Genomic DNA, 21,083 nt, shown 5'->3' with positions numbered 1-21,083 from the left:
AATCATTTTCAACAGGTGGGGCTTTTTAACAAACATTACCCCATCTTTTTTTACCGCAATGTGGCTAAATCTGCTACAGGTAGAGCTTTTGACGGGGTTGTCACCCCGTCAGATCTCATAGTCTTTACTCAAGCGCCGGCACCAGTTAAACCAACCGAAAGCACGCTCAACCACCCATCGCTTAGGCAGCACCTCAAAGCCTTGGGCAGTCTGCGGGCGCAACACGACTTCGAGAATCCAACGATAGGTATCGATCACCCAGGGGATAAACTTCTCACCGCTATAGCCGCCATCAACCCACATGCGTACTAGACGGGAAAACGTTGGCGTATCTGATACAGCCTTTCCAACAGACACCGTGCCCCATCGCGGTCATTGACATTAGCAGCAGTGACTACCACCATCACCACTAATCCCAAGGTATCGACCAACAGATGCCACTTGCGCCCTTTCACCTGTTTGCCGCCATCATAGCCGACCTCAATATTGACCATTGTGGCAGTTTCCACTGATTGACTATCTAAAACGGCAGCGCTGGGGGTAGGCTCATGATCTTCCATCACTCGCACCCACTGCTGTAGCCTTTTGTTGATGCGTTGCCAAGTTCCATCAATACGCCATTGCCGAAAATAGTGATAAACCGTTTTCCATGCGGGTTGCGTCGTGGGGTAGCATCCGCCACGCGCAACCAGCACACAAGATATAGAGGATACCGTTCACCACAGCTTGCATATCAACACTTCGGGGACGCCTACCTACTTTGGCTCTAGGAATCAGCCCTGAGAGCAGTTCCCACTGCTCGTCGGTTAAGTCACTGGGATAGGATTGAGACATTGCTCTCTTCACGCTGTCGAATCAACATTTTGCTATTGACAGGGTATAGTTATGAGAGCTTTTTTACTTTTGAGACATCCTCTTAGAAGTCTAATTAACTCAGTGCCAATTTGCTGGATGCGATATCTGATAGTTATTACAACAATATTCCCATCTTGTAGTCCCAGTTGGTAGTGGCGATCGCTCAGATGCAACTGTTCTTGTAGTTTCGCTCTATCTTTGAAGTATTACAGTCAGAGGAACTTCATCAAGTCTTTTGCTTATCGCTATCGTATCTTTAATTTCTCAACTTACAATTTTGCCAAAATAGAATTGTGACTCATTGGAGGCACCCATTGACACCATTTTGATTTGGTGAAGCTACACATCTTCAGGGAGCATACAAGGGGAGCGATCGAGAAGTGAATATACCTGATAGTTTGATGCAAACCAATCATCGGAGTTTCCGAAACTCCGACCGCCGCCAAATCTCAAATCCTAAATCCCAAATTGGTATGACTGTACGCCCTATTTATCTCGATTGTCACTCCACAACGCCCCTAGACGATCGCGTACTTGCCGCCATGATGCCTTACTTCACCCAGCATTTCGGCAACCCCGCCAGCGTGAGCCATTCCTACGGTTGGGAAGCTGAAGCTGCTGTCAAACAATCAAGGGAAGTTTTAGCACAAGCGATACACGCTACGCCAGAAGAAATTATTTTTACTAGCGGCGCGACGGAAGCGAACAATTTAGCTATTAAAGGTGTGGCGGAAGCTAATTTTAGCAAAGGGCGACACATCATTACAGTGGCAACCGAGCATAAGGCGGTTCTGGACCCTTGTAAATATTTGCAAACTCTTGGCTTTGAAATTACTTTTCTCCCAGTTGAAAGTGATGGATTGATTAATTTAGAACAACTGGAAAAAGCTATCCGTCCCGACACAATTTTAGTTTCCGTAATGGCAGCTAATAATGAAATTGGTGTCATACAGCCTTTAGCAGAAATTGGGGCAATTTGTCACAAGCATCAGGTACTATTCCACACTGATGCTGCTCAAGCTATTGGCAAAATACCTCTGAATGTGGAGGCGATGCACATTGATTTAATGTCAATGACTGCCCACAAAGTCTATGGGCCCAAGGGTATTGGCGCTCTTTACGTCAGACGCCGCAACCCCAGAGTCCAAATTGCACCGCAGCTGCATGGAGGTGGACATGAGCGGGGAATGCGCTCTGGTACACTGTATACACCTCAAATTGTCGGATTTGCCCAAGCCGTAGAATTGGCGCAGGTAAACATGGTATCAGAGACAAAACGCCTCATCCAGTTGCGCGATCGCCTTTGGCAACAACTCAGTCAGGTAGAAAAAATTCATCTGAACGGACACCCCAAAGAGCGACTACCAGGAAACCTTAACATCAGTGTAGAAGGGGTGGATGGAGCGGCGCTGCTGCTAGGATTGCAGCCAGTGGTAGCAGTTTCTTCCGGATCGGCTTGTACCGCCGCCAATGTGTCTGCTTCCCATGTTCTGACGGCGCTGGGACGTTCAGAACAACTAGCTTACGCCTCGGTTCGGTTTGGAATTGGACGGTTTAATACGGCATCTGAGATAGAAGCTGTAGCAAAACACGCGATCGCAACTATTTTCAGCTTGCGTAAACAAACGCAATGAAGGGAGACAATAGGACAAGGGAGAATCTTCTTTTCACCTTCTCCCTTGTCAAGAGTCCTTGAGACTACCAAAATTAAAGCGAGTGCAACTACCCATAAGTTGAGTCTGATCGGAGTGACAGCGCGATATAATACATCACAATAGAAGCAATTGCGGATCGAGGATCTATCAGGTTGCCCCTAAGAGTGAACCTGAAATGGAAGCGATCGCGCAAGATAGCTTTTGAGAGAGACTTTCTGTTCATTTTGGGCAAATTCCAGTGTTCAAGCCTTTTGAAAAGGCATGGCACTGGCAAAAAATGCAATCGGGGAAGAGTTTACAAGGGATGTCTGTCACTGTAATCAGTGATTCTGGGTTAACACACCTTTATTCTCTCTACGTAGGGGCGGGTTTAGAATCTATCCCCTGTCACATTGAATCAGAAGGTAAAACCAAATCGACCGAAAGAGAGTTTCTGGCTTACACCGTTATTTCTTTGAGCAAAAGTGAGAGGCGCCTAGAAAGGATCAACGAGGAAGGAAGAAGGAAGAAAAAGGAATTAAATCCGCCTTCTGCTTTCCGATTCTCTGTTGTGCCTAAACTTGCTACGAATTTTTGAGGAAATTGAATGCCGAAGCAAATTATTATCGCGGAGCAGCATCGGATTGCTGCCGTCTTTTGGGAAGATCAAATTCAAGAACTTGTCGTTGCTACTGGCAGCCACCAAGTCGGAGACATCTATCTGGGCATTGTTGAAAATGTCTTACCTGGGATAGATGCCGCATTTGTAAACATTGGGGATGCCGAACGCAACGGCTTTATCCATGTTACTGACTTAGGCCCCCTGCGGCTAAAACGTTCCGCTGGTGCGATTACAGAACTACTGGCACCCCAACAGAAAGTTCTGGTTCAAGTAATGAAAGAGCCGACCGGCAACAAAGGCCCCAGGCTCACAGGCAATATCAGCTTACCTGGACGCTATGTAGTATTGATGCCCTTCGGACGGGGTGTGAGTCTGTCGCGGCAAATCAAGAGCGAAAACGAGCGCAACCGCCTTAGAGCCTTAGCCGTTCTCATTAAACCTGCTGGCATGGGGCTAATAGTGCGGACAGAAGCCGAGGGACGCTCGGAAGAAGCCATCATAGAAGATTTGGAGACACTGCAAAAACAGTGGGAAGCGATTCAACAAGAAGTAAACTCCACTAGAGCGCCAGCGCTGCTAAATCGAGACGATGATTTTATTCAGCGCGTCTTGCGGGATATGTACAGTGCGGAAGTAAATCGAATTGTCGTAGATTCCCACACCGGAGTTAAGCGAGTCAAGCAATACTTAGTCAGTTGGAGCGGAGGAAAGTCGCCGGAAGGAGTATTAATCGACCATCACCGCGAGCGCCTTTCTATCTTAGAATACTTCCGCATCAATGCAGCCATTCGAGAAGCCCTCAAACCTAGAGTGGATTTACCTTCAGGAGGCTACATCATTATCCAGCTGACGGAAGCTTTAACGGTGATTGATGTCAACTCAGGTTCCTTCACCCGTTCTGCCACTGCAAGAGAAACTGTGCTGTGGACAAACAGTGAAGCAGCGACAGAAATAGCCCGTCAACTGCGGTTGCGAAATATCGCTGGTGTCATCATTGTTGACTTTATTGACATGGATGCACGGCGAGATCAGCTGCAAGTGCTGGAACACTTCAACAAAGCACTGAAGGCAGACAAAGCTAGACCACAAATTGCTCAACTTTCCGAACTCGGCTTAGTAGAATTAACTCGCAAGCGGCAAGGGCAAAATATTTACGAGTTGTTTAGTCAGCCCTGCCCTAGTTGTGGCGGTTTGGGGCATATGGTTCGCCTACCGGGTGAGTCTGCTAACAAAAATGGAGGAGAAATTGCCGAACCTCCCTCGCCGACACCTGTTAGGGAAGCACGGACGTTACCCTACCGAAATGAAGTCGGAATTAGGGAAATACCTTTGCCAGCCGTTGAAAGTCGCAGCGAAGCTTTAGATTTAGGCGCTGACGATGATGATGAGTCAATGGATTTGATGAATCATCCCAGTTATCAGGAGCGGGGGGTAAATAATAATCGCCGTCGTCGCCGCCGTCGTGTAGGTGAACCTCCATTAAAGGAGGAATTAACCCCAAAAACTCCTATTCGGATTTCGACTCCTCCGACTATAGTGAATCATTTCCGGGCAACTCCGGTGGCAGAACCGGAACCAATCCGCGAAAGCGAGACATATATAGGTGGGGGAAGTACGCCTCTACCCGTTGTGGAAGAAGTCCGTCGCTCGCCGAAACCTGAGCGTCCCAAGCCTTCCAGACAGGAAATTGAACCGCCGGAGATTGTTTCAATTGAAATGACCCCAGAGCAACAGGACGTTTATGCTTTGATGGGAATTTCTCCGTTGGTGCTGTTAGAGCGGGAAGTGAAAAATCCGAAATCGGCGATAGTGTCGATTACTTTGCCTGGAGAGTCACAGTCTACGGAAGCGATCGCTTCCTCAATCCAGGCGGCGAAAGATGAAAGAGATACACAGACTTCTGCCTTTGAGTCTGACGAAGACGATAATACATCTTATCTACCCTCCGCATTTGAGGTAGATGAAATGGAATATCAGACAGCAGACGAGGAGCAACGACAGATAGAGGAAGTGACACCTGTCGTAGACGAAGCCCCAGAAGAGCCAGACGCGATCGCATCTGACTCTGCATCCCCCAGTGAAGAATCAGAATCAGACAGTGGCGAGTCTCCAGTTCGGCGGCGGAGGCGGCGGCGGTCTTCTGCAACAGAGGCTTGAGAAAGGGTGAAGTTAGTGGTTAGCCATTAGTCGGTTGGCGGGAAGAAGGTTGGAAGGTTGGAAAGTTGTTAGAAAAAGACTTCGTTTCAACTTGACAACTTTTAAGATGGCAACTGACTAATGGCTAATAACCAGTGACTAATTACTAAGGAGCTTCCGTATCGTGTCGGTGCAGCAAGTGGTAGAAAAAGGCGCAGTCGTTAAGACTTCCCGCAAACCAAATTTTAACCTCTCGGATTTGCCAGAGTTACTCGGTGGCTGGGAACTGGTTGCTGGTGTGGATGAAGTTGGGCGCGGAGCTTTGTTTGGCCCAGTGGTGGCGGCAGCTGTAATATTACCAAAGTCTGCTTTTGCTGAACTTTCAGCCGCTGGGGTAAGAGACAGCAAGCAGTTGTCTAGTTATCGTCGGGGTAAACTGGCGGCACAAATTCAAGCGATCGCTCTAGACTGGAAAATTGGTTATGCTTCCAACCAGGAAATTGACCAAATTAATATTTTCCACGCATCCTTGTTAGCGATGAAGCGGGCTGTAATCAAGCTGAATATACAACCAGAGCTTTGTCTGGTTGATGGCAAGTGGCAGCTTCCAGACTTGCCAATCCCACAACAGAATCTAGTCAAGGGTGATGAAAAATCATTGGTAATTGCCGCCGCCAGCATTGTTGCTAAAGTGTGGCGCGACGACCTGATAATCCGTCTGGCAGCGAAGTACCCCGCCTACAACTTAACAGCGAACAAAGGTTACGGCACCGCTCACCATATACTTGCTTTACAACAACACGGCCCCTCGCGCTTCCATCGGAGGTCTTTCAGTCCTTGCCGAGTTGATATTAAATTGTAGATTTTGAGTTTATATCCTCTCTGGAGGCTGAGCCTCCCCCTCTTCTCTTAGTTCCCAGTCTCAGCCTAGGAACTAAAATAAGGAGGTTCAGCCTCAATTTATTAAGCCGAAGGGCTGTCTGCGGGCAGTACCGGAACTTGAGGCGGGGGTGTCTGCTGATTCCAAGTGTTAGCCCAGCGGCGATAGTCTGATAGCAGTTGATACATCAATCGTTGTTTAATAGTCAACAGCACGCTCTTGAGCAAACCATTCCCGGTAGCTTCTATAAAAGCTTTAGGCGTGAACCAAAAAGCCTGCGGTAACTCAACTTTGACCTCTAAATCCGCTCTACCTTTGAGATGAGTTGTACCGTTTACTTGACAGGGAGAAAGCTTACCAACCAAGTTAAGCGCAAAGCGCTGGTTGATATACTCAATGCCGCGAATCTCACAACGTGTAGACCTTAAGTGAACCGTCCCATCTGCATCTGCCCACACCTTCATATCTACAATTGGTTGAAGTGAAAGGGCCATAAAGCTCAACGGGCGCATTTTCAGGCGGAAAATCTCCTCGCTGAGTTGTTCGATTCGAGTGGGGTCAACTAGAGCTTGTACTAGACGTTGAGGTTGGCGCAGATAATGCTGAATTGGAACAGGTTGTTCCGGAACAGCAATTTCAACAGATTGGGAGGCAACAAATTGAGTTTGCATGAGGGGATGGTAACAGAATGTAATTCTGTACGCAGGATAAGTTAATTTTACGTTACGGTTCTTAAAAAAGTTGCAGGGGATTTCGATTGTTCCGCTGCTACAGCTTTTGAAAGGAAACTGTGCATTAATTGAATCGCTCTGTCATGATAAAAATTTATGTAGTTGATTTCCCTCCTTCTCAGGCATCACAAGTAGAGACTATTATTGGGTTTAACCTAGATCCAGCAGCCTATCCCCAGCGACGGACTTAGTAGTTGACACCTGGTAACTGATAAAGGTTAAAACGTTGTCAGAATAACTCTTGCGGAAAACTGAGGGCTAGCTTTAATGGTCGTATCGGTTGCACATTTGGGGCCACCAGGCACTTACGCAGAAGCAGCTGCCTTGGCTTATGTAAATTGGCTTAACCAAAGGGGACAGCAAGGGCTGTTATGTCCTTGTCCCAGCATTGCTCAGACGCTGCGAGCAGCGGCACAGGGACAGGCTGATGTGGCAGTCGTGCCTGTAGAAAATTCTGTAGAGGGCAGCGTGACAACAACGCTGGATACGCTCTGGCAATTGGATAAGCTGCAAATTCAACAGGCTCATGTGTTGCCAATTTCTCATGCCCTGTTGTCGCGAGCGGAAACTCTGGAGGAAATAAAGACAGTTTATTCCCACCCCCAGGCTCTAGCTCAGTGTCAGGGGTGGCTGGAGCGGTTTCTGCCCTCTGTGCAGCTAGTGCCGATGAATGCGACTACAGAGGCGCTAAAGTATTTGGGCGAGGATAAAACTGCGGCAGCGATCGCATCCTCTAGAGCTGCCCAACTCTACCACCTACCAATTCTCATCTGTCCTATTAATGATTATCCCGATAATTATACCAGGTTCTGGGTACTGAGTTTACAACCTTCCGGCGGCGGCAGTCATACCAGTTTAGCTTTTAGCGTTCCCGCTAATGTACCGGGGGCGCTGGTTAAGCCGCTTGAAGTGTTTGCCAGTCGAGGGATTAACTTGAGCCGAATTGAATCTCGTCCGACAAAGCGAAGTCTTGGTGACTATCTTTTTTTTACTGACCTAGAAGCTGATGCCAGAGAAGCTTCTGTTCAATCTGCCTTAAAAGAATTAACAGCTTACACCGAAACGCTGAAGATTTTTGGTAGCTATTCTATTGTGTCAATAGGGAAACTCTAGTTATGAAATTGTAGTCTCTAAAACTCAAAGCAGACGCGACCTACAAGCGTCTTTACAAATCTACAACTATGTTTCCATCTGCTCAAGGCATTCCCGGATTGCCCGATTTAACGCATCCGGCTGAGCTAATGAAATTTGGGGGACAGCTGCTTGGGATGTTCCCCACATTAATATTCATTGTCGGCGGTTTGGGAATTGCGATCGCTCTGTTGAGTTTTTCCCTACGTCGAGTTCAGCCAGAACAATCTATTTTCATTGGCGAATGGGTACTGCTATACTCCCAATTACTTAGAGGATTGCAGCATCTAGCCCTAGTCTTAGTTTTGCTGGTGGGAGGATTTTTTCTTACCTCAACTTTAGGCAATCGTTACCACAACTGGGAACAGGCAAAGGTGACTCAAGTGGCTCAAACTGTTGCTGGGGATAGGCTAGAGCAAGCAGCGCCCCAAGTGCGCTACACGATCCAAGAGCCGTATGCTTACGACACTCAAGTTGATGGAAAAATCGTCCGGGTAAAGGATACGCGAGAGGTTAGTCGCTTCCTGACGCTAGCTGGCTCGCAAATTCAGGTAGAGCTTGACCAAAGCAAAGACGTTCAAGATCGGCGGGCGATTTACCGAGTAGACTACACGGCTGAATATAAAGTAGTCAACCAGCTCAGCGATATTGAGAATTTTTTCTTTGAAATACCGCCGCCTAACGGTTACTCGCTGCTACAAGGCTTTAAGGTAGAGCGGGATGGCACTAGGCTTCAACAGAGAAACCTTGGTGACTATGGTTTTCCTTTCAACTTGAAACCTGGACAGGAAACTACTTTCAAAGTCGCCTACAAGGCTCAAGGAGGGCCGCGTTGGGTTTATAGTGCTAATGGTCAGTTGCTCTCCAACTTTCGCTTGACAGCTCTCTCTACCTTCCCTGACGCTGATTTTGCCAGTGGGATTCTCCCGACTGAAAGCAAACGCGAAGGACAAGGCACTCGTTTCACCTGGGTATTTGATGACAATGTTTCTGTACAAAATCCCTTTGGTGTCTTTACCTCGACAGGCCCAATTCGGAATACGGGAATTTTGCCACGGCTGCTGTTGTTAGCACCAGCGTTATTTCTGTGGTGGATATTATTGCTGTATTTGTCGCTACCAATGACTCTAAAAAATGTAGCGATCGCAGGCGGCGTTTTCTTTGCTTGCTTACTAACTTTGACTTATCTCAGCCGCTTAATAAGTGCGCCCTTGGCGTGGACGTTAATTTCTCTAACTCTGTTAGCTTTATCCTGGGGCTTAGGTGCAAACAACCGTCGAGCTTCCTTAGCTGCGCTGATTTGCACAATTTCCGGTGCAGTCCTGCCCGTTTTTGGTTTATTAGTGCCTTACAGCGGCCTAACGCTTAGCTTAGCAGGATTACTTTCCGCCGTATGGCTGGCTGTCCGTCACTGGTACGGCTGGTTTAGTTGGCAAAAAGAAGCTCGGATTTAGACAGAATTGCTAATTGCGATTTGGTTTATTGCCATTAGCAATTAGCAATTCACTGATACTATTTCAGCGCATCTTTGAGTACAGTACGAGCCGCCAGGTGATTGCGAGTAGAGGTGAGAATTTCCGCTTCGCGTTCCAGACGTGCTGCTGTATCTTGCATTTCCAGAAGGGATTGCTGTTCAGCTGCTACATTGTAAAGATTACTGGCAACCCAAAAAGACAATTCTCTAGGGAGAGTTGGCAGGTCTTCTGGAAGTTCCATATCTTGCTCAGTCAACTTGGCTGAGAGATGCACAACATCTCTGAGCAACTGTTCGACCTCTGTAGCCAAACTTCGCAAATCTTTCTCTGGCGGATTGTCTTCAATCCATTCCACCAAACCAACTCGATAGGGCTTTTCGCGGACGTACTCCAGAACTCGAAACCGCTGCTGACCCAAGGTTAATATTTTCATACGGTCGTCTGGAAGACGCTGCAAGTGAATAATTTCAGCGCAGCATCCTACAGTTGCGGGTTTACCTTGAACTGGGTTCCACATCAAGACCCCAAAGCGGCGATCGCTATCCAGAATCGTATTCATCATAATTCTGTAGCGAAACTCAAAAATATGTAGTGGCAAGGGTCGCCCTGGAAATAGCACCACTTCGGGCAGTGGAAAAAGGGGAAGTTCTCGAACTGCGATTGAGGAAGAGGATGCCATTGTCCCTATAGTTCACGGTAAGTGTGATTCTTTACTTACTTTAACCGATTTCTCCCCAGAATCCCAACTACGAAGCCCTTTAGAGGTTACTCTAAAGGGCCAATAGATAGTCATTAGTCTAATTTTAGGGAATAATTGCAACTCGTCCCTAACAACTGACAAACTGTTAAACAGGACTTACGCAGTTAATTAGTGAATGCCTGATTCTGTTGTAGGGGCATGGTATTGCCATGCCCCTACAGCATGTTGACGTGCGTAAACCCTATTAAAGTTTGACTTCAATATCCACGCCTGCGGGCAAATCCAGTTTCATCAAAGCGTCAATTGTCTTCGAGGTAGGCTGGTAAATGTCAATAATGCGGCGGTGGGTGCGGGTTTCAAAGTGTTCCCGCGAGTCCTTATCAACGTGAGGCGATCTCAAGAGACAGTAAATTTTCTTCCGCGTCGGTAAGGGAATAGGACCGATTGCTGTAGCTTGTGTCCGGTTTGCCGTATCGACAATCTTCTCGCAAGATGTGTCCAGCAAACGCCGATCGAAAGCCTTAAGGCGAATGCGAATTTTTTGCTGTTGGATAGTTGCCATTTTCAGTTTTCCAGGTTCAAAGTAGTTGGTAAAAGCTAGAGCCTTCGAGATTGTATCTTATGAATGAAACCTAATTTCCCAGCCAGAAAATTAGAAAGTTTGATTTAAGCGACACAGATAAGGAGCAGAAAGGCAATTGCTTTTCTGCTCCTTATTTGTTTGTCAGAATCCTACTTCAGGATTTTAGAAACGACACCTGCACCGATGGTGCGGCCACCTTCACGGATAGCGAAGCGCATTCCCTGCTCAATAGCGATCGCGTTGATTAACTCAACGGTCATTTTGATGCGATCTCCCGGCATTACCATCTCGGCATCAGTACCATCATCTGCTGTAAAGGCTTTGATGGTTCCAGTTACGTCGGTTGTCCGCACGTAGAACTGAGGACGATAGCCTGCGAAAAACGGTGTTTTCCGACCGCCTTCTTTTTCCTGAAGGATATAGACTTCTGACTCAAATAGAGTGTGAGGAGTGATTGTACCAGGCTTAGCCAGCACCATACCCCGCTCAATGTCTTCCTTCTTGAGACCCCGAAGCAGTACGCCGACGTTATCGCCTGCCATACCTTCATCCAAGGTCTTCTGGAACATTTCTATCCCAGTCACGGTTGTGCTGCGAGTGTCGCGAATTCCCACCAGTGCAACGGTTTCGCCAACTTTTACTTTACCCCGCTCAATACGACCAGTAGCAACGGTACCACGACCTGAGATCGAGAATACGTCTTCTACAGCCATTAGGAAGGGCTTGTCAATATCCCGCTCTGGTGTTGGAATGTAGGAATCTACCTCATCCATCAACTGGTAGATTTTATCCACCCACTCATTCGTTCCCCGTGTGGTCTTGGGATTAGCAGTCATGGTTTCCAACGCTTGTAGCGCCGATCCTGACACGATGGGAATATTGTCACCGTCGAATTCGTAAGAACTCAGCAGATCCCGGACTTCTAGTTCCACCAATTCTAACAATTCTTCATCGTCCACCATGTCTTGCTTATTCAAGAAGACAACTAGCTGGGGAACGCCAACTTGCTTAGCGAGGAGGATGTGTTCCCGTGTCTGAGGCATGGGGCCATCTGCCGCTGACACTACCAGGATGGCACCATCCATTTGAGCTGCACCCGTGATCATGTTCTTCACATAGTCCGCGTGACCTGGGCAGTCTACGTGGGCATAGTGGCGAGATTCGGTTTCATACTCAACGTGAGCGGTGTTGATGGTAATCCCGCGAGCCTTTTCCTCCGGCGCTGCATCAATGTCGGCATAACCCTTTGCTTTCGACCGACCCATTGCTGCCAGGGTCATGGTAATAGCAGCAGTTAAGGTTGTTTTGCCGTGGTCAACGTGACCAATTGTGCCGATATTGACGTGGGGTTTAGTCCGTTCAAACTTTGCGCGTGCCATGTGTTACGTGTTCCTTTTTCCTTTTTCCTTTGTCAGTTGGTAGCCCCAGGCAAGGTGCCTGACGTCAGTTGCCAGTTGGCAAGCTACCTATAACTGACAACTGACCGCAGACTAATTATGCGTTCCCTTTGCTCTTGGCGATGATGGTTTCAGCCACGTTGCGAGGAACTTCTTCGTAATGGCTAAACTCCATTGAGAAGATACCCCGACCCTGAGTCATCGACCGGATATCCGTCGCATAGCCAAACATCTCAGCGAGTGGAACTTTCGCTGTCACCTTAGTAACACCTTGTTCCGAGTTCATGCCTTCAATTTGGCCGCGACGAGAGTTGAGGTTTCCCATCACGTCCCCAAGGAAGTTTTCAGGAGCTTCTACCTCAACTTTCATCATAGGCTCCAATAGCACTGGTGAAGCCTTCATCACGGCTTCTTTAATAGCCATTGAGCCAGCGATTTTGAAAGCCATTTCTGAGGAGTCTACATCGTGGTAAGACCCATCCACCATAGTTGCCCGCAGGTCAATCACGGGATATCCAGCCACAATGCCGGATTCGCAAGCTTCTTTCATCCCTTGTTCTGCTGGGCCGATGTACTCTTTAGGTACTATACCCCCAACAATTTTGGAGACAAACTCGAACCCAGTCCCAGGCTCTCCAGGCTCCACCTGAATCACTACGTGACCGTACTGACCTTTACCACCACTCTGACGGATAAATTTACCTTCAGCTTTGACGGGTTTGCGGATGGTTTCGCGGTAAGCGACTTGCGGCGCACCAACGTTGGCTTCTACCTTGAACTCTCGCAGCATTCGATCTACGAGAATTTCTAAGTGCAATTCGCCCATCCCCGCAATTACTGTCTGGTTGGTTTCTGGGTCAATGTTGACTCGGAAAGTTGGATCTTCCTCAGACAAGGATTGCAGAGCTTTGGAGAGCTTTTCCATATCCTGCTTGGTTTTGGGTTCCACTGCTACGGATATCACTGGCTCTGGGATAAACAGGGACTCCAGAATCACTGGTGAGTTTTCGTCGCAGATGGTATCGCCTGTAAAGGTGTCTTTCAGACCCAATGCAGCGCCCAAGTCTCCAGCGCGCATTTCATCTACCTCGATCCGTTCGTCAGCTTTGAGAATGATCAAGCGAGAAATGCGTTCCTTTTTCCCCTTAGTGGAGTTGAGGATGTAACTGCCCTTTTTGATTACGCCGGAATATACCCGAATGAACGTCAAGCGTCCATAGGGATCTGCCATAATCTTGAAAGCCAAAGCTGCCGCAGGCTCGTCATCACTGGCGCGTCTAACGACCTCGGTGCCGTCTGGTAATAGCCCTTGAATTGGGGGAACGTCAATAGGTGCGGGTAGGTAATCTACCACTGCATCTAATAGCAACTGAACGCCCTTGTTTTTAAAGGCACTTCCGCACAAAAGCGGGACAATTGTGCCTGCAATGGTGCCTTTACGCAACGCCGTCCGAATTTCTTGTTCGGTTAGTTCTTCACCTTCGAGGTACTTCTCCGTCAGGACATCATCGGTTTCTGCTACGGATTCGATGAGCTTGGTGCGGTACTCTTCGGCTACTTCCTGAAGATCGGCGGGAATCTCAGTGTCCTCAACTTCTTTTCCCTGGTCGTCTTTGTAGATGTAGGCTCGCATCCGAACCAAGTCTACAATTCCCCGAAAGTCGTTTTCAGCGCCGATGGGAATTTGAATTGGGACGGCGTTTGCCCGGACGCGATCGCGTATCTGGCTATAAACTTTGTAGAAGTTCGCCCCAGTCCGATCCATCTTGTTTACAAAGGCGATCCGAGGAACTTTATATCTATCTGCCTGTCGCCATACAGTTTCAGATTGAGGCTGCACGCCGCCAACCGAGCAGAACACGGCAATCACGCCATCCAATACCCGCATGGAACGTTCTACTTCAATCGTGAAGTCTACGTGTCCTGGGGTGTCAATAATGTTGATCTGGTGATCCCGCCAACTGGTGCTGATAGCGGCAGCAGTGATGGTGATGCCCCGCTCCCGCTCCTGCTCCATCCAGTCAGTGGTAGCCGTTCCCTCGTGTACTTCACCAATTTTATGAACGATACCTGAATAGAACAGAATCCGTTCTGTTGTTGTTGTCTTGCCCGCGTCTATGTGGGCCGCAATTCCGATATTGCGTGTTCTTTCAAGCGGGACGGTACGTGCCACAGTTACCTCCTTTTATCTGTGCCGCATGGGATGCGGGCGTTACTCTCTGTTTATAATTGTATACTTTGTTAAAGGTTTTCACCTTTGATGGATGCGAGTCCGTATTTAGTACCGATAATGTGCAAAAGCTTTATTCGCTTCTGCCATCCGGTGCGTTTCTTCCCGCTTACGAATGGCGTTCCCTGTTTCGTTAGCAGCATCCATTAACTCATTTGCCAGTTTGCCTGCCATTGTGCGGCCTGGACGAGAGCGGGAAAATTGAATTAGCCAGCGCAACGCTAAGGCTGTTCCTCGGTCAGCACGGACTTCCATTGGCACCTGGTATGTAGCACCACCCACACGACGCGCTTTTACTTCCACCAAAGGGGTGACATTGCGAACTGCTTTTTCAAAAGTTTCCAAAGCATCGCTACCTGTTCTTTCCTCGATGGTTTTCAGTGCGTCATAGATAATCCCTAAAGCTATGGATTTCTTGCCGCTTCTCATAATCCGCCGCACCATCATGCTGACCAGGCGGCTGTTATAAACTGGATCGGGGGGAACAGGACGCTTTTTAACTACGGTACGACGAGACATAGTAAGCCTTCAATGAATAAAATGCAGAATTTCTTAAATCCCAATGGACGCGCCTCTTGATGGGATTTTTTGTTTAACAAGCCTCTTTGTGGGTTCAGGAAAGTGTACTGTGGGAATTTCACATTGAGTAAAATTCGCCCATACATAACAGTTACGTCCTGTCCCCAGCGCGTTAATTTCTTTTTGCCTCGTTGCCAACAACGAAGCAATCTTTCCTGGATTCAGATATATTTTACTGGATTCACACCCCCTAGCTTTTGTTGGTATCTCTACCGCATCAGGTGTGACTCTACGCTTCTATAACATCTCTGATGCTTCTCATCGCACAGAATCCAGTTAAAACATACTTTATCCAACTCTACCATTATTGTCTGGGTTTCATCCCAGTTTTAGCACGAGAGAGGGATGTTCCCGCGGCTAAGGAAAGTGCGATCGCACAACTGCGAACAGTTTGGCTTTTCAAACACCATCATGGTAGCTTTTGGCAAAGCTTACTTCTTCGCTCCAGCTTCTTTAGGCCGTTTAGTGCCGTACTTAGAACGACCTTGACGACGATCTTTTACTCCTGCCGTGTCTAGTGTTCCGCGAATAATGTGGTAACGAACTCCGGGCAAGTCCTTAACCCTGCCACCCCGAATCATTACCACGGAGTGTTCTTGCAAGTTGTGACCGATTCCGGGGATATACGCCGTTACTTCAAAGCCTGAAGTCAGACGAACTCTTGCTACTTTCCGGAGAGCTGAGTTAGGTTTCTTTGGTGTCGTTGTGTATACTCTGGTGCAGACACCCCGACGCTGCGGACAGCTCTTGAGAGCTGGCGACTTAGTTTTCTTGCTTGTACTTAGGCGCTCATTACGGATGAGCTGCTGGATTGTGGGCATGAGTTACGGGATTTACAGAGCCTTTAGTTGAACCGAATGCAGACAAATTCTGAGTTTAGCACCATTAATGGCTTTGTGTCAATTTGTGGAGTTTGGTGCTTTATCTGTCGGTTGTGACCGGCTCATTAATTGAGAAAGAGTTACCGCAGCCACAGCTTTCTTTGGCTTTTGGGTTGTGGAAGCGAAACCCCCCACCCATAAGATCCTCTGAGTAATCCAGGGTGAGCTCGTTGATGTAATTTAGGCTTTGCTCGTCCACCACCACTTGAATCCCATCGCAATCATATACGCGATCGCCTGGGGTCACAACGTCTTCAAATCCTAGAGTGTAGGACATTCCGGAACAACCACCACTTTGAACTCCCAAACGGAATTGGAGATTCTTGGAGTTGTGACGCTTAGATTGCAGACGCTTAATCTCGCTAGCTGCTGCCTTACTCAGATGAATCATAAACTAAGTTACTTTTACAGGGGCTACAACCAATGCTAGAGGCGGTTATGGCAATACTCGGCTATTTTTATGGATGAGAGTATTGAAGAGCGGCGACAGAACAAGGTTGTTCAGTGAATTTTGCTTTAAAATGCTTGATTTTCATCATTTTAGTAGATAATGAGTTCCAAGCGCAGCATTAACCTCGCAATCTTCATAAGACAAGCCAGAACTAGAACAATCGCCGCCGTAATTAACGCATCAAGTTGTTGTCATTCCCAAAAATTGATATGAATCCTGAACTTTCGCGCTCCGACGATACGGCAGAAGCTGAAAACATCAAGCTTGAGGTAGAGGTAAACTCAGAAACCTTAGGAGAAAAAAGGCTATCCACAGAAAACTTTAATTCTCAATGGCAGCAGGTCGGGGAAAAGATTGCTGATTTTCTAGATAAGATGCCAAATTATATTGGCAACTTTTTCAAGTCATACAGCCGACCGCTAATTACAGTTGGCCTAATTTTTGCATCTTTGATTACCTTAAAGCTGACGCTGGCTTTGCTGGATGCAATTGATGACTTGCCTTTGCTAGATTCGACTTTGAATCTGATTGGTCTAGGATATACAATTTGGTTCATTAACCGCTATTTACTCCGGGCTTCTAGCCGCCAAGAGCTATCTGAGGAAATTAACAGCTTTAAAGATCAATATTTAGGCAGAGGAAATTTAGACAGCTAACACCCTCTTTGCCACAAATTCGCGTTTTTGATGCAACATTTGAGCTCCCCGAACCCCCGATAAATTGGGGGCTTTGGGGAGATTTGTGTGTAGCATAGTAGGAAAATGGGATTAGAAAAGTGTACCAAAAGCGCGATCGCTCTTGGTAGCAATCTCGGTGACAGCCGCGCTATCCTAACAGCAGCTTTGGAAATTCTGGACGAAACTCCCGGAATTACGGTAATAGCACGGTCTAGCTGGTATCAAACTGCACCTATAGGGCCACCGCAGCCAAATTATTTGAATGGTTGTGCATTGTTGGATGTCAAGCTGACGCCCCAGGAATTGTTAGAGACGCTGCTGAGAATTGAAGCACAATTTGGTCGCATCCGAAAAGAACGCTGGGGGGCAAGAACCCTTGACTTAGATATACTGCTATTTGATGATGTAATTTTGGATACGCCGACACTTGAGATACCTCACCCTCGAATGGGGGAAAGAGCTTTTGTGCTTGTTCCTTTGGCGGAAATTGCGCCAGATTGGATAGAGCCAGTTTCGGGGAAAGCGATCGCGCAACTGGTTCAGGCTGTAGACTGTTCAGGAGTCCGCCGATTGTAATTTACTATGTCGCTGGGTCAAGAACCGCCAACAGTTTTACAACAACGCCTATTCTATAAAGGGCGTAAATTTAACTATGAAGTTACCCGCCTGCGCCTCCCCAATGGTGCTGAGGGTGAGTGGGAATGCGTTCGTCATCCGGGCGGGGCGCTTGCTGTGCCAGTCACGCCAGAGGGTAAACTTATACTATTGCGGCAATATCGCTTTGCAGTTCAGGGGCGGCTTTTGGAGTTTCCGGCGGGAACAATAGAGCCGAATGAAGATCCGGCGGAGACGATTAAGCGGGAGATAGAAGAAGAAACCGGGTATCGCGCTCACAAATGGCAAAACTTGGGTAAGTTTTCCTTAGCGCCTGGTTATTCTGATGAGTTTATTTATGCTTTTTTAGCTCAAGATTTAGAACGCTTAGAAAAGCCTCCCCAGCAAGATGTCGATGAAGATATTGAAACCGTTTTGATGACTCCTGAAGAGTTAGAAAAAGCGATTTTGGCAGGCGAACCCGTAGATGCAAAATCGATTTCTAGTTTCTTTTTAGCTCGTCCGTTTTTGAAGTAAATAAAATGGGGTAAGCATCTTGCTTGCCCCAGAAAATATAATAAAATAGTTATACAAAAGTGGCACATTATTATATAGCAATTCTCTATTGGGTGCGATACATTTGTAGGGACATGGCAATGCCACGTTCCTAGAAAGGTCGCGGGAAGGTCAGAATTTTGATATACTCCAACCAAGTGAAAAACGCTATAGAAGAAAAAACTAATAAATTTGAATAATGTAGGCACGATATTAGGAATTTTAAAAAGTGGAATTGAATCTAATAATAAGTAAAATCAATATATAAATAATTAACAGGGTATATTGCTGTAATAAGCGATTGGGAAGGTTAGAATGCGGCTTTAAATATTTATTTTGAGATAGATTTTGTGCTTTTTTTAAAGTTTTTAGATGACAAAGTTATACACAATAAATCTTTTTTTGTGTGGGTTGCATAGGGAATAATTCGCAAGACTGATAACACGCACGTTACCAGCTTTTAAGCTGAAAGAATAAGCCTCTGAAATAAAAGATTTAATAAATGTCTGACCTGATTTTGTTTTGGCATCGTCGCGATTTACGCATTTCGGATAATATTGGACTGGCTGCGGCACGTAAGCGGAGTCAGAAAGTTGTAGGTGTTTTTTGCCTAGATCCGAATATTTTGGAAAGGGATGATGTGGCACCTGCAAGAATGGTATACATGATTGGCAGTTTGCAGTCACTTAAAGAGCGTTATCAGCAGGCTGGTAGCCAGTTGTTGATTCTGCACGATAATCCGACTCAAGCGATACCTGGTTTGGCTGCGGCTTTGAATGCTAAGGCAGTATTCTGGAATTGGGATGTGGAACCGTACTCGAAAGAACGCGATCGCATTGTCACTGAAACTCTCAAAACAAAGGGTATCGAAGTACAGAATAATTGGGATCAGTTATTACACTCACCAGAAGATATTTTCACAGGTTCAAATAAACCCTACACAGTTTACACTCCTTTCTGGAGAAATTGGAGCAGTAAACCCAAAACCGAACCAGTAGAAGAACTCAAAGATGCTGAAAATTTAACCCCAGCCGAACAAGAAGCAGCGCATCAGTCTGGAGTGGTGGAATTGCCTACAGCAAAGAATTTGGGATTTGTCTGGGATAATGAATTGGTGACACAACCGGGGGAAGCTGCGGCGCAAGAAAAGCTGGAAGAATTTTGTGACTCTCATCTGGGCGAATACAAAGAACAGCGCAATTTTCCCGCAGTTCATGGAACATCTCAACTCAGCGCAGCCTTAAAATTTGGCGTTATTGGTATTCGCACAGTTTGGAAAGCTACGGAAACTGCTTTAGAGAACAGCCGCAGCGATGAAGAACAATCTAGCATCCGGGGATGGCAACAGGAACTGGCGTGGCGAGAATTTTATCAACACGCGATGTATTGGTTCCCAGAATTAGCAGAAGGTGCTTTCCGCGAACTTTTACAAAATTTCCCTTATGAAAACAACGAGGAAGATTTCCAAGCGTGGTGTGAGGGGAGAACTGGCTACCCAATCGTAGATGCAGCGATGCGGCAAATGAATGAAATTGGCTGGATGCACAACCGTTGTCGGATGATTGTCGCTAATTTTCTCACCAAAGACTTGCTCATCGATCCGCGTAAAGGTGAAAAATACTTTATGCAGAAGCTTTATGATTGGGATCTTTCGGCCAATAATGGTGGTTGGCAGTGGAGTGCTTCGAGTGGCATGGACCCGAAGCCAGTAAGAATTTTCAACCCAGCTACTCAAGCGCAGAAGTTCGATCCAGACGGTGATTATATCCGGGAATGGGTGCCAGAATTGCGCTCTGTAGATACAGAATATCTGGTTACTGGAAAGATCCCAGCTTTGGAGAGTGAAGCTGTTGGTTATCCTGCGCCAATTGTGGATCACAACAAGCGCCAACGCCAGTACAAGGAACGCTACCAACAGCAGAAAGAGCAGTTTGATAAGACATTAACTACGTAATACTGGCGTTGCATTCACATAGCGTAGGTGGGGTTAAACAACGAAGCCCAGCAAAGCTTATGTGTTGGGCTTCGTTCTAAGGGGTGCATCCCAGTTTTGCAAAAATACCTGGCGATTGAAAATCGCGGCTACACAAACCAAGTCCGCCTGCGCGGACTCAATTAGGACTGGGTCGGTAGGCTTTGTTTGTGTAGCCACAGACTGGAAGGCTGTGGGCGATTTGCAAATACGGGATGCTCCCGGTTCCAAGATTCCAACCTACTAAGTCTAAAAACTTGCGGCTTTCTGATTTTGTCGGCTTTAATTGGACAGAAACAAGCAATGAGTTTTGTCTGGAGAAAGCTAACGTGTCTAAATTGTGCCGCGATCAAGCTAGAGAAGAATTAATCTTAATTATGGGTGCAGGTGCCGCAGCAGGTGTAATAGATATACCCTTTCTGTTCGCCGCTGGTATGACTTTTGCCGAGATAGCTGTAGTAAATCGAATTGCCAGAATTTATGACGTTGATGTTGTCGCCGCAGGCGGAGCATCTGCCTTAGCTGGGGCAGTTATGGTGGGAGGGGGGGCTGATGCGTTGTATAAGATAGCAGTCGAAGTGTCTTCTAATATACCCTTGATTTCCAAACTAATAAAGCCTGCACTCGGAGCCGGAGCAATTTGGAGTTTTGGGGAAGCAGCGATCGCATATTTTGAAACCCAGTATCCCAGCAAACTGTACAGCTCTAACACCAACGAAGTTGAACTACACTAGCGCTAAAGCTTGAGCAAAATTTTTCTTCTTATCTTTCCTTGGCCTTATTTGCGTCTTTGCGGTTCATTCTTCTTCTCATCTAACTTAGATATCCAATCCCCCCAACTCCAAGGATAAATTGGGGGGCTAAACATATATTTAGTAAACATTTATGGCTCTTCAGTACTTAGTATGCTAAATACATAGCGGAACAATAAAAAGAGAGATAACTTTATTGTATGTAATAGGGAGTAAAGCCCGATGGTGATTGACACATAGGGCGCATT

At 46.9% G+C, this 21,083-nt stretch carries 22 protein-coding genes; 11 read left to right on the top strand and 11 right to left on the bottom strand.

Going from position 1 to position 21,083, the window contains the following annotated elements:
• Nucleotides 1-108: 108 nt before the first annotated feature.
• The 3 genes from NDI42_RS28980 to NDI42_RS25985 are packed head-to-tail and all read right to left on the bottom strand — an operon-like array spanning nt 109 to nt 834.
• Nucleotides 109-303: a transposase gene (locus NDI42_RS28980; protein WP_190451255.1), complete on the bottom strand. Its 195-nt coding sequence runs from the start codon at nt 301-303 to the stop codon at nt 109-111.
• Between the two features lie 5 nt (nt 304-308).
• Nucleotides 309-560 (bottom strand): transposase, encoded by a 252-nt coding sequence (locus tag NDI42_RS25990; protein WP_190451253.1) that lies wholly within the window; start codon nt 558-560, stop codon nt 309-311.
• 49 nt (nt 561-609) lie between these two features.
• Nucleotides 610-834, bottom strand: a complete 225-nt coding sequence (locus NDI42_RS25985; RefSeq protein WP_190451252.1) for a transposase — start codon at nt 832-834, stop codon at nt 610-612.
• A gap of 494 nt (nt 835-1,328) precedes the next feature.
• Here NDI42_RS25985 and NDI42_RS25980 point away from each other — a divergent pair, with 494 nt between their 5' ends.
• The 4 genes from NDI42_RS25980 (at nt 1,329) to NDI42_RS25965 (ending at nt 6,109) form a co-directional block, all read left to right on the top strand.
• Nucleotides 1,329-2,489 (top strand): cysteine desulfurase family protein, encoded by a 1,161-nt coding sequence (locus NDI42_RS25980; protein ID WP_190451261.1) that lies wholly within the window; start codon nt 1,329-1,331, stop codon nt 2,487-2,489.
• 259 nt (nt 2,490-2,748) lie between these two features.
• The gene (locus NDI42_RS25975) at nt 2,749-3,087 is read left to right on the top strand and encodes a hypothetical protein (protein WP_190451250.1); all 339 of its coding nucleotides are present in this window, start codon (nt 2,749-2,751) and stop codon (nt 3,085-3,087) included.
• Between the two features lie 9 nt (nt 3,088-3,096).
• Entirely contained in the window at nt 3,097-5,268 is a 2,172-nt protein-coding gene (gene rne / locus NDI42_RS25970; RefSeq protein WP_190451249.1) for a ribonuclease E, read from the top strand.
• A 238-nt stretch (nt 5,269-5,506) separates the two neighbouring features.
• Entirely contained in the window at nt 5,507-6,109 is a 603-nt protein-coding gene (locus NDI42_RS25965; protein WP_199310949.1) for a ribonuclease HII, read from the top strand.
• A gap of 101 nt (nt 6,110-6,210) precedes the next feature.
• Here the strand turns inward: NDI42_RS25965 and NDI42_RS25960 are convergent, their stop codons facing one another.
• Entirely contained in the window at nt 6,211-6,798 is a 588-nt protein-coding gene (locus NDI42_RS25960; RefSeq protein WP_190419774.1) for a DUF1997 domain-containing protein, read from the bottom strand.
• 327 nt (nt 6,799-7,125) lie between these two features.
• Between NDI42_RS25960 and pheA the strand changes: the two genes are divergently transcribed.
• Together pheA and NDI42_RS25950 are read left to right on the top strand one after the other, a co-directional pair.
• On the top strand, nt 7,126-7,971 hold the full coding sequence (gene pheA / locus NDI42_RS25955; RefSeq protein WP_190451247.1) for a prephenate dehydratase: 846 nt from the start codon (nt 7,126-7,128) through the stop codon (nt 7,969-7,971).
• Nucleotides 7,972-8,039: 68 nt separating this feature from the next.
• A complete protein-coding gene (locus tag NDI42_RS25950) occupies nt 8,040-9,443 on the top strand; it encodes a hypothetical protein (RefSeq protein ID WP_190451245.1) in 1,404 nt (467 codons plus the stop codon).
• A 58-nt stretch (nt 9,444-9,501) separates the two neighbouring features.
• Here NDI42_RS25950 and NDI42_RS25945 read toward each other — a convergent pair whose 3' ends face one another.
• The 7 genes from NDI42_RS25945 to NDI42_RS25915 form a co-directional block, all read right to left on the bottom strand.
• Entirely contained in the window at nt 9,502-10,143 is a 642-nt protein-coding gene (locus tag NDI42_RS25945) for an LON peptidase substrate-binding domain-containing protein (protein ID WP_190451243.1), read from the bottom strand.
• Between the two features lie 265 nt (nt 10,144-10,408).
• Entirely contained in the window at nt 10,409-10,726 is a 318-nt protein-coding gene (gene rpsJ / locus NDI42_RS25940; RefSeq protein ID WP_190415403.1) for a 30S ribosomal protein S10, read from the bottom strand.
• 170 nt (nt 10,727-10,896) lie between these two features.
• Nucleotides 10,897-12,126: an elongation factor Tu gene (gene tuf, locus NDI42_RS25935; RefSeq protein WP_190444434.1), complete on the bottom strand. Its 1,230-nt coding sequence runs from the start codon at nt 12,124-12,126 to the stop codon at nt 10,897-10,899.
• 115 nt (nt 12,127-12,241) lie between these two features.
• Nucleotides 12,242-14,317: an elongation factor G gene (gene fusA, locus NDI42_RS25930; protein ID WP_190451241.1), complete on the bottom strand. Its 2,076-nt coding sequence runs from the start codon at nt 14,315-14,317 to the stop codon at nt 12,242-12,244.
• A gap of 105 nt (nt 14,318-14,422) precedes the next feature.
• Nucleotides 14,423-14,893 (bottom strand): 30S ribosomal protein S7, encoded by a 471-nt coding sequence (gene rpsG / locus NDI42_RS25925; RefSeq protein WP_190419786.1) that lies wholly within the window; start codon nt 14,891-14,893, stop codon nt 14,423-14,425.
• 491 nt (nt 14,894-15,384) lie between these two features.
• On the bottom strand, nt 15,385-15,774 hold the full coding sequence (gene rpsL, locus NDI42_RS25920) for a 30S ribosomal protein S12 (protein WP_190451237.1): 390 nt from the start codon (nt 15,772-15,774) through the stop codon (nt 15,385-15,387).
• A gap of 100 nt (nt 15,775-15,874) precedes the next feature.
• Nucleotides 15,875-16,225, bottom strand: coding sequence for a HesB/IscA family protein (locus tag NDI42_RS25915; RefSeq protein ID WP_190451235.1), 351 nt, complete (start codon nt 16,223-16,225; stop codon nt 15,875-15,877).
• A gap of 269 nt (nt 16,226-16,494) precedes the next feature.
• Here NDI42_RS25915 and NDI42_RS25910 point away from each other — a divergent pair, with 269 nt between their 5' ends.
• The 5 genes from NDI42_RS25910 (at nt 16,495) to NDI42_RS25890 (ending at nt 20,817) form a co-directional block, all read left to right on the top strand.
• The gene (locus NDI42_RS25910; protein ID WP_190419792.1) at nt 16,495-16,941 is read left to right on the top strand and encodes a CAAD domain-containing protein; all 447 of its coding nucleotides are present in this window, start codon (nt 16,495-16,497) and stop codon (nt 16,939-16,941) included.
• Between the two features lie 105 nt (nt 16,942-17,046).
• On the top strand, nt 17,047-17,538 hold the full coding sequence (gene folK / locus NDI42_RS25905; protein WP_190451233.1) for a 2-amino-4-hydroxy-6-hydroxymethyldihydropteridine diphosphokinase: 492 nt from the start codon (nt 17,047-17,049) through the stop codon (nt 17,536-17,538).
• A 6-nt stretch (nt 17,539-17,544) separates the two neighbouring features.
• A complete protein-coding gene (locus NDI42_RS25900) occupies nt 17,545-18,093 on the top strand; it encodes an NUDIX hydrolase (RefSeq protein WP_190451231.1) in 549 nt (182 codons plus the stop codon).
• A gap of 520 nt (nt 18,094-18,613) precedes the next feature.
• Complete coding sequence (locus NDI42_RS25895) at nt 18,614-20,065, top strand: cryptochrome/photolyase family protein (RefSeq protein WP_190451229.1); 1,452 nt, start codon at nt 18,614-18,616, stop codon at nt 20,063-20,065.
• Between the two features lie 233 nt (nt 20,066-20,298).
• Nucleotides 20,299-20,817, top strand: a complete 519-nt coding sequence (locus NDI42_RS25890) for a hypothetical protein (RefSeq protein WP_199310948.1) — start codon at nt 20,299-20,301, stop codon at nt 20,815-20,817.
• The last annotated feature ends 266 nt before the right edge of the window (nt 20,818-21,083 follow it).

It is taken from the genome of Funiculus sociatus GB2-C1 (genome assembly GCF_039962115.1).
GTDB classification, from domain to species: domain Bacteria; phylum Cyanobacteriota; class Cyanobacteriia; order Cyanobacteriales; family FACHB-T130; genus Funiculus; species Funiculus sociatus.
Note: the sequence above shows the minus strand (reverse complement) of the source record. Positions and strands in the feature narration are given on the sequence as shown.